At 31.7% G+C, this 5,451-nt stretch carries 1 protein-coding gene; it reads right to left on the minus strand.

All coding sequences use genetic code 11. From position 1 onward, the window contains the following. The coding region (locus D9T19_RS14185) for a YDG domain-containing protein (RefSeq protein WP_121628905.1) at positions 1-5,451 on the minus strand (5,451 nt) is incomplete at both ends.

The raw sequence follows: 5,451 nt of genomic DNA on the forward strand, positions 1-5,451 counted from the left end.
GTATCTTGTGCGATTGCGTATTCTGCTACATTTTCACCAGCTACTCTTTTTAAAGTTCCTGTTAATGTATCTTCTCCAACTAATCCATCTGTTGAATAAGTTAAAGTTTCATCTGAACTTCCATATACTTTTGTTAAATCATCTGCACTTACTGTTATTGCTTTTGGAGTGATTGTATATTTTCCATCTGTGAATGTTACTGTGTAGTTTGAGTTTGCTAAAGTTGTATCTTGTGTGATTGCGTATTCTGCTACATTTTCACCAGCTACTCTTTTTAAAGTTCCTGTTAATGTATCACCTGTTTCTAATCCATTAGTTGAATAAGTTAAAGTTTCATCTGAACTTCCATATACTTTTGTTAAATCATCTGCACTTACTGTTATTGCTTTTGGAGTGATTATTAAACTTCCATCTTTAAATGTTAGATTATAGTTTTCATCACTTCCAGAGGCAATTGCAGTATATGTTCCTGCGTTTATTCCACTTGCACTTGCTGTAACATTATCAAGTACATCAATTGTTTCACCATTTACTAATCCACTTGCTGTAAATCCTGATACTGTTTGTTCTAATCCTGTATATGTTTTTGAATCAGAAGCAGCTGTTACTGTTGCATCTGCTTTATTAATTGTTGCTTTTGTACTTACAGTACTTGACTTAAGATTATAATTATCTTTATCATCTCCAGAAAGTGTTAAGTTTGTAATATTTACTATTTTATTTTCTGCTACATTTTTATCTACAAATGTTCCTGTTGATGTTCCTACACTCAATTCATCAGTTGTAATCATTCCTGTGAATTTTGCATTTGTTGTTTTTAATGTTGCATCTGTTGTTCCATCATATGTTCTATTTTCGGCTGTGATACCTGTTATTGCTGTGATATCTTTTGCTGTAATTTTTGCATTTGTTTCTACACTTGTTGCATCTGCTAAAGTATAGTTACTTGCATCATCTCCACTTAATGTATAATCTAAGTTTACTGTTTTTGTATCTTCTACATTTTTATTATTGAAAGTTGCTGCTGTTGTGAAAACTACATTATCACCTGTTAATTTATCTATTGTTCCATTATTTAAAAGTGTTGCGCTAGTTGTTCCATCATATGTTTTATCTTTAACTGTTAAGTTTGTTACTGTTAAAGCTTTTGGAGTGATTGTATATTTTCCATTAGTGAATGTAACTGTATAGTTTGAGTTTGTTAATGTTGTATCTTGTGTGATTGCATATCCTGCTGAATTAACATCTTCACCAGCTTCTCTTTTTAAAGTTCCTGTTAATTTATCACCTGTTTCTAATCCATCTGTTGTGTAAGTTAAAGTTGCATCTTCTTGTCCATATACTTTTGTTAAATCATTTGCACTTACTGTTATATCTTTTGCTGTAATATTAGCTGTTGATGTTACTTTTTTATCTGTATTAGTAATATTATAATTACCTGCATCTGTTCCACTTAATGATAATAAACTTGTTGTTACAGTTTTATTTGTTCCTACATTTTTATCACTAAATGTTGATGTTCCTGTAATACTTACTGTATCTTCTGATATTATTCCTGTTGGTGCAATTGCTCTAGTTGAAGGTGTTGCATCTGAAAGGGTAACTGTAGCATTTGTTGTTCCATCATATATTTTACTTGTAGTACTTGCATTTATTGTTACATCTCTTTTTGAAATATCTGCTTTTGTTGATGCTGTTGTTGATTTTAAATTATAATTACCTGAATCAGTTCCACCTAAAGTTAAACCTGTAATATTTACTGTTTTATCATCTTCTGCATTTTTATCACTAAATTTTCCTGTTGATGTTGCTACATTTAATGTATCATCTTCAATTATTCCTGTGAATTTTGCTGAGCTTGTAACTAAGCTTGCATCTGTTGTTCCATCATAAGTTTTATTTGAAGCTGTGATATCTGTTATTGCTGTTATATCTTTTGCTGTTATCTTTGCACTTGTTGCTACATTTGTTGCATCTGATAATGAATAGTTACTTGCATCATCTCCACTTAATGTATAATCTAAATTTACTGTTTTAGTATCTTCTACATTTTTATTATTAAATGTTGCAGTTGTTGAAAGAGTAACACTATCATCTGCTAATTTATTTATTGTTCCATTATTTGAAAGTGTTGCTGATGTTGTACCATTATATACTTTATCTTTAACTGTTAAGTTTGATACGCTTAAGGCTTTCTTATCAATTACATATGTTCCATCTACATTTCTAGAGTCTTTAATAGTTAAGAAAGTATTTTCACCATCTAATACAACTTTTATATCTTCATATGTTCCAGCATTTTTATATCCTGTTACATCTTTATTATCTTCTTGGAATTTATATCCTGTTATAAAAGAGTAATCTTTTCCAAAAACATTTTTATATAAATCACTTAATTTTTTAGTTTCTCCATCATATGTTTTTGATTGGTCTGTTGATAGTGTATATGATAAAGCTAATGGTGCTATTGCCCAATAATATTTATCATTTACTGAATCATATTTTATAACTGGTGTTGCAGATTTTACTGCACTATCTGCAACTATGTCCCAAGAGGCATCTTTGAATGTTTGTCCGTAGCTTAACTCTTTTGTGGTTTTTCCTGTTACTCCAGATATCTCTTCATCTGGCATATCTGGATTTTCTGTTTTATCGTAGAATGAATTTGTGATTTCTGACTCATCATCATTAACACCAACCAATCCTCCACCACCCTTTATCCCCTTTACAACATTACCACTTGCATATGAATTTTCTATAGTTGAGCTAGAATTCCCACCAAGCAATCCTCCAACTATTTGTGACCCTGAGACAGAGCCTGTTGCATATGAGTTTGTTATAGTTGAAGAATTATTAAACCCAACCAATCCTCCAACTCTTTCAATACCACTAACAGTAGCACTTGCATATGAGTTTGTTATAGTTGAATCATAATTAAGACCAACCAATCCTCCAGCAGCACTAGTATCACCACTAACATCACCACTTGCATATGAGTTTGTTATAGTTGAAGAATCATTATTAAACCCAACCAATCCTCCAACATATTCTTGTCCAGTTATAGTAGCATTAACTATACCGATATTTTTAATACTTGCACCATTTGTAAATCCAAATAGTCCAACAAAATCTTCGGTTTCTCTATTTATAGTTAAATCTGAAATAGTATTATTTTGTCCATCAAAAGTTCCTCTGAATACATTGTCTTCCTCTCCTAAAGGATTCCAACCTTTCCCATCGTTTGCAGTCGAACTTGCTAAGTTTGTATAATCTGATGTATCTTTATCTATACTATTTGATAAATCAAAATACTTATTAGCTGATAAAACATTACTATTATTTATATTTTGTAGTTGTGTCCAGTTTGTTATTGCGTATGGAGAATCATCTGTTCCTAAACCACTGTTAAATAGTGTTATTTTTGAGATATCTTCATTTCTTGTGATATTTTCTAAATAAGGAAGACTTCCTAATTGATATCCTTCAGCACTACTATCACTTTCTAAAGCTTTCCAAGGAGTACCAGCTAAATCTTCAAGTGCAGTTATAATTTGGGCTTTTGTTTTTCCATAAGTTTCACTATCACTCATAGTAGCTGTATTTTTTTCTTTGTCATAGAATGAGTTTTTTATAGTTGAAGAATTATAACCAATTAAGCCTCCAATAAGCCCTTTCCCCTCAACATCACCACTTGCATATGAGTTTGTTATAGTTGAAGAAGAATCATTACTAAAACCAACCAATCCTCCTGTATAATACCCTTCACTAGAAATATCTCCTAATGAATATGAATTCTTAATAGATCCAATTTGAAGACTACCTACTAAACCTCCTGTATCATGCCCCTTACTCGAAACATCTCCTAAGGCATATGTATTTTCAATGCTACTCCCATAACTGAAACCTACTAAGCCCCCTATGTAGGCATTTCCAGTCGCTGTTCCTATTACATTTCCTATAGAGTACGAATTTTCTATTGTAGAATCATAAGTATAACCGACTAAACCACCTGCATAACCTACTCCCGTTACATTTCCTATAGAGTACGAATTTTCTATTGTAGAATCATAAGTATAACCGACTAAACCACCAACCTTATTTTGTCCAATTATAGAAACATCAACTACACCGATATTTTTGATAGTTGCCTCACTTGTCCTTCCAAAAAGTCCTACATAATCTTCATCAGGTTTATTTATAGTTAAGTTCGAAATAGTATGTCCCAGTCCATCGAATTTACCGCTAAAAGTGGAGATTGGTGTCCAATTTAAAATAGTACTAGCATCAACATCATCACCTAAAACTGTATTTTCAGTTAATGACATCCCTTCAACAGCAATTGCTGTTGTAACAACAGTCCAATCAGTTTCAGTAGTACCTTTCTTTGTAAAAAAGTTTGCACCAGTACTTAAGTTTACTTTTGCATTTACATTATAATCACCACTATCTCCATAATATAGAGCTAATTGTCCAGATGAAGCTGTGATTTCTGCATTTATATTAATATCATTTGCTGCATCTAAAGTAAGTTTATTTACTGTACTCCATTCTATTTTACTATTTACATTAATATCTCCATCACTTCCGCTTTCATATGATGATGTATCTACATCTGCATAATCAGAACTATCAGTCTCAATAGTAACATCACCAGTATCAAGTGCAGTTTCAATAGTACTTGCAAGTGTAGCATCAATAGTAACATCAACAGGATCAATTAACCATTCCCCTGCTTTAATAGTTGCATCTTCTAGGATTTTAAAATCTTTCCCTGATGTCTCCACAAAGCCATCTTTTGCAGTGATAGTTCCACCAACTTGAACTTCTCCACCATGAGCAAACAGTTCCACTTTCCCCATTAATCCATCTAAAGAATTAGCTTCAATAATACCTGTATTATTAACTACACCTTTTAGTAGTTCATTTACTGCATTTGTTGTAAGATATACTTCTCCACCATCTGCTATTATAGTTCCTGAGTTTTCAACCATTGCATCTAATACACCTTTTGAAACTATTAGGTTTACTAGTGAGTTTCCATTTAGGTTTACTGTATATTCACTTGCTGCACTTAAGTGTACTTTTCCTTTTATTGCTTTTATTGTTCCTGAGTTTCTAACTTCACTTGCAGCTAATATTACAGAACCTGAATTTGATACTTCTATTGTTCCTAGGTTAACTACTGAGTTTGATGAGTTATTTTTAAAGTTATAATTTTCTGCATTAAAATCTTTATCAGATAGTTCAGCTGTAGTTGCTAGTATTCCTGATGTATTTACACTTGCATCTTTACCAAATAGTATTCCATTTGAGTTTAATATCCATACTTGACCATTTGCATTTAAAGCTCCATTTATTACAGAACTTTCATTACCTACTACTCTATTTAAAGTAATAGAATCTATACTTGGTTGTTTGAAGTTTACTGTTTCATTTTTTGCAATATTAAAG

The organism is Poseidonibacter antarcticus (assembly GCF_003667345.1).
GTDB lineage: Bacteria > Campylobacterota > Campylobacteria > Campylobacterales > Arcobacteraceae > Poseidonibacter > Poseidonibacter antarcticus.